A 4,352-nucleotide genomic window follows, 5' to 3' on the forward strand; every position below is an offset into this window, starting at 1 on the left:
GCATCAGTGTGAGGGTAGAATAGGGGTTATAGGTTGTAATTTGGCTTCAAGTCCCGGGTTCGGCATTGGCGAAACCCGATTGCTCACTGGCAGATAGCTGAGTCAAGCAACTGTTCGGTTACCCTACCAAGCTACCTGACTCGGTTTGATTTTCGGATGCCGTCGCCGACATCTCGGGAATCAGGCTAGACTCTTCTACGGCACACCCGACAAATTCCCATCCATCGGCTCTGGCACGGAAGAGTCTTGGGGGGGCACAGGCTACCCGAAAACCGTTGTTGTTGTTGAGGTTGTCCGGGTCGTTCCTGTTGCGGTTGGCACAACGGCAGTTTTCAGGATTGTTGTTCCACGAACCGCCGCGCAGCACTCGGGGTAGCCTGAACCCCTCTTCACTCCCTCACCCAGGCGAGAGAAGCGAATAGCTGTTGTTGCAGTCGCCAGGTGTCACCGTGGTTGAGGTGGGCGAACCAACTCTGCAAAGATTGTTCGACTTCTGACTTGCTAATCTTACCACAAACATAGTTTTTTTGCAACTTTCGCAGCCGTTTTCGGCCCCGCTTCAAGTTGTCGCTGCGGACGCGAATATAATCTGGGAAAATGCGAAAGCCGAGGAAATTGGCACCGTGTTTGGCTTCAAACAGTTGGCTTTTGATGGGATGAATTTTGAGCCGCAGTTGGGTTAAATAGGTTTCGATTTCGGTGCGGGCATCAGCAAGGAATGAGTGGGAATCTGCAAACAGGGCGAAGTCATCGACGTAGCGGACATATTTCTTGACTTTCAGTTGTTCTTTGATGAAATGGTCCAAGCCGTTTAGGTAGACGTTGGCGAAAAATTGGCTGGTTAAATTGCCGATGGGAAGTCCCCGTTGCCGCCCGATGGGGGTGWGGAGGTCATCGCCGGGGAAGTAGTCGAGGACGGGCAATTGTTCGTTGCTGTTGTCGATGATTAAATCGATTAGCCAGAGGGTGTTTTTACATTTGATTTTGCGCCACAGCAGGGTTTTGAGAATTTCGCGATCGATACTAGGAAAATATTTCTTGATGTCGCACTGGAGGACGTAGGGACTCGATCGCGCAAAGGTGGTAAATGTTTTGAGGGCGCGGTGGGTTCCGAAACCGACGCGGTTAGCATAAGAGTCGGCAATAAACGTGCGCTCAAAAATGGGGGCGATGACGTGGCAAAGGGCGTGGTGGACGACTCGATCGCGGTAGGGAGCGGCGGAAATGACCCGTCTTTTGGGTTCAAATATCTCGAAGGTTCGATACTCTCCGGGCTGGTAGGTTTGTGCGGATAATTCTTGCTGGAGTTGTATTAATTCCGATTCTAGGTTATCATTGAACTCGAGAACGTTTTGGCGGTATCTTTTCCCCCGTTGGGCTTGGCGAGACGCTTTAAAAAGGTTCTCAAAGTCGATGACATCGGGCCATAGATTGCTATATCGTTTCATGGGTGGGTATTTATTTACGGTTTCGCTGTTGTTTAATCCAACCGCCGAGTTCGATACCGATTTCGTTGACCTGTTTCCCGATGTATTCGTAGCGCTTGAGAGAAATTAACTCAAAATCCAGAAGTAATCGGGTTTGATAGCGCAAAATATCCAGCTCGGTGTTCATCGCCTCCAGGTAAGAGAGTTTTTCTTTGGCATACCTGGCGCGAATGAGTCCCTCCAGGATATCATAAAGGCTGTTGATGATGCGAGTTCCCAAAATAAATTTGTGATCCTTGGGAAGACGGTTCAAAATCGGAACATACCATTTGATCAGATCATTTGTTTTCTGAATAATCGGTAATTCGGGGCCGGACATCGTTGTTGTTTACACAAGGGCAATTTAAATTTAACATTTCTTTACACACAAATCCAGATATGATGGTGTAAAATTTAGGAAATATAAAAAAAGCTCGCTGCGCTCGCTCAAAAGGGCAAATGGCTAACAGGGTAAAGGGCAAAAGGGCAAGAGGGCTAAGGGCTAAGGGCTAAGAGTCGGGGGGGCACAGGCTACCCGAAAACCGTTGAAGTTGTTGAGGTAGTCCGGGCCGTGCCTGAAGCGGAAGGCACAACGGCAGTACCCAGGAGCGTAGTACCACGAACCGCCGCGCAGCACCCTCCTGTTTGTGTTGCTCAAAAAGTTGACTAAATATTCAATATAGTTTTGATAACGATTATCGTTACCAGCATCCCACACACCACCATCAGAATCAGAAGGCGCACCCTTGTAGCTGTCGTGCCAGGGGTCAGCGCACCACTCCCAAACATTCCCGTGGATATCATACAAGCCAAAGGCGTTGGCTTGTTGAAACTGACCGACGGGGGTAGTTTTTTGGCGGTAGGCTCCCTTGGGTCCTGAGCCATAGGTGTAGTCGCCATTATAGTTGGCGAGGTCGGTGGTCAGGGTATCACCGACGTGAAAGGGGCTAGTAGTTCCGGCGCGGGCTGCATATTCCCACTCCGCTTCACTGGGTAATCGGTAGGGTTTGCCGATTCTTTTCGAGAGGCGGGCACACCACTCAACTACATCATACCATGAAACTTTTTCAACGGGAAGATTTAATCCTTTAAATCTTGAGGGGTCTGGGCTCAGGTCCCGTTGGAGTTTGGGGAAACTAACCACTTGTCGCCATTGTGCTTGGGTAACCGGATATTTCCCCATCAGGAAGGGTTTAATGGTGACTCGGTGTTGGGGTCTTTCATCATCAGAACTTTGTACTTCACCACTCGGCGCACCCATAATAAAGGTTCCCCCCGGAATCATTACCATCTCCAGGGTTACACCGTTTCCCAGGTCTTCGATAATACATTCAGCCTGACCGCGACGGCAGTTAATTTGTTGTCCCTTTGAATTGACCGTAACGATATCAAATTCAAACTTCTGGGTGGGAGTTTTTGGAGTTATAAGGGGAGTCTTTTTACGACCAGAATATCCCTGTAAATCTGCCCACACTTCGGCTACAGATTGATAGCGTTTTTTAAAGACTGTCTCAGCCAAACGGTCTAAGATTTTGCCTAATTTATCACTCACCTGATTCCCATTTAAATGCTCACGCCACACCCATTGTGCTTCTAATGGGTCATATAAATCAGACGGACTCGCTTGGGTTAGCAGATATAAACAAGTCACCCCTAAACTATATAAATCACTCCCATATTGAGGTTTTCCCATCGCCTGTTCCGGGGCGCAATATTCCGCCGAACCGATAACCGTTCCGGTGACGCTCAGAGATGTGCGCTGCACCTGTTTAGCCGCCCCAAAATCCACGAGGACTAACTTTTTATCACTGGCGCGTCTAATGATATTTTCCGGTTTAATATCCCGGTGAATTACTTTATTTTGGTGAACGAAATCCAAAACTGGCAATAAATCCTTGAGCAGGGCAATGATTTGATTTTCCGTAAAAGCGCCTTGATTATCTAGCTCCTGTTGTAGGGTTTCCCCTTCGATAAATTCCTGAACTAAATATTGACGGTTATCAGCGGTAAAATAAGCCAAAAGTTCGGGGATTTGGGAATGTTTGCCGAGGAGTTCTAAACGTTGGGCTTCTTGGTCGAATAATTGGGCGGCTTTTTGGAGGGTAGCGGTTCCTTGCGCCTGGGGAAGGAATTGCTTAATCACACAGGGAGGTTTAGAAGGTTTGAAGTCATCGACAGCCAGAAATGTGCGTCCGAACCCTCTTTGTCCGAGGATGCTTTTAGCATAGTAGCGTTCAACCAGTCGGAGTTTACTACCACATTTTTGGCAGAACTGACAACCTTCGGGGTTGCTGTGGAGGCAGTCTGGGTTCAGACACTGGCTCATAATCAGGATGGTTATTGATATCTGATTTTACATTACCATAAATGCCGAAAATTAACCGGCTTTTTCACAGAAACCCGGTTTCGCCGGGGGAAGCTGGGTTTCGCTGCGCTTCACACCAACCTACACTGGAAAGTTGGGTTTCGCTGCGCTTCACACCAACCTACATACCTGCGCTTCACACCAACCTACAATGGGAAGTTGGGTTTCGCTGCGCTTCACACAACCTACAATGGTACACTGGGGAAGTTGGGTTTCGCTGCGCTTCACACAACCTACAATGGGAAAGTTGGGTTTCGCTGCGCTTMACACAACCTACAATGGTACACTGGGGAAGTKGGGTTTYKCWGARCTTCACCCACMYYCCTGCGCTTCACACCAACCTACAATGGGAMGTTGGGTTTCGATGCGCTTCATACCAACCTACACTGGGAAGTTGGGTTTCGCTGCGCTTCACACCAACCTACACTGGGAAGTTGGGTTTCGCTGCGCTTCACACAAACCTACACTGGGAAGTTGGGTTTCGCTGCGCTTCACTCACGGATGGTGAAGTTGGGTTTCGC

General features: G+C 48.8%; 4 protein-coding genes. All 4 read right to left on the bottom strand.

Features of this window, described 5'->3' with window-relative positions:
• Window positions 1-118: 118 nt before the first annotated feature.
• The 4 genes from B9T16_RS26340 to B9T16_RS26355 all read right to left on the bottom strand — a co-directional run bounded on the left by B9T16_RS26340 (window position 119) and on the right by B9T16_RS26355 (window position 3,792).
• The gene (locus B9T16_RS26340) at window positions 119-367 is read right to left on the bottom strand and encodes a hypothetical protein (RefSeq protein ID WP_410245457.1); all 249 of its coding nucleotides are present in this window, start codon (window positions 365-367) and stop codon (window positions 119-121) included.
• A gap of 22 nt (window positions 368-389) precedes the next feature.
• On the bottom strand, window positions 390-1,448 hold the full coding sequence (locus B9T16_RS26345; RefSeq protein ID WP_410246145.1) for a reverse transcriptase domain-containing protein: 1,059 nt from the start codon (window positions 1,446-1,448) through the stop codon (window positions 390-392).
• 10 nt (window positions 1,449-1,458) lie between these two features.
• On the bottom strand, window positions 1,459-1,806 hold the full coding sequence (gene avd, locus B9T16_RS26350) for a diversity-generating retroelement protein Avd (RefSeq protein ID WP_410246146.1): 348 nt from the start codon (window positions 1,804-1,806) through the stop codon (window positions 1,459-1,461).
• Window positions 1,807-1,968: 162 nt separating this feature from the next.
• Window positions 1,969-3,792, bottom strand: a complete 1,824-nt coding sequence (locus B9T16_RS26355) for an SUMF1/EgtB/PvdO family nonheme iron enzyme (protein ID WP_410246147.1) — start codon at window positions 3,790-3,792, stop codon at window positions 1,969-1,971.
• Window positions 3,793-4,352: the final 560 nt, after the last annotated feature.

The organism is Arthrospira sp. PCC 8006 (genome assembly GCF_046480465.1).
In the GTDB taxonomy this organism is placed as follows: domain Bacteria; phylum Cyanobacteriota; class Cyanobacteriia; order Cyanobacteriales; family Microcoleaceae; genus Limnospira; species Limnospira platensis.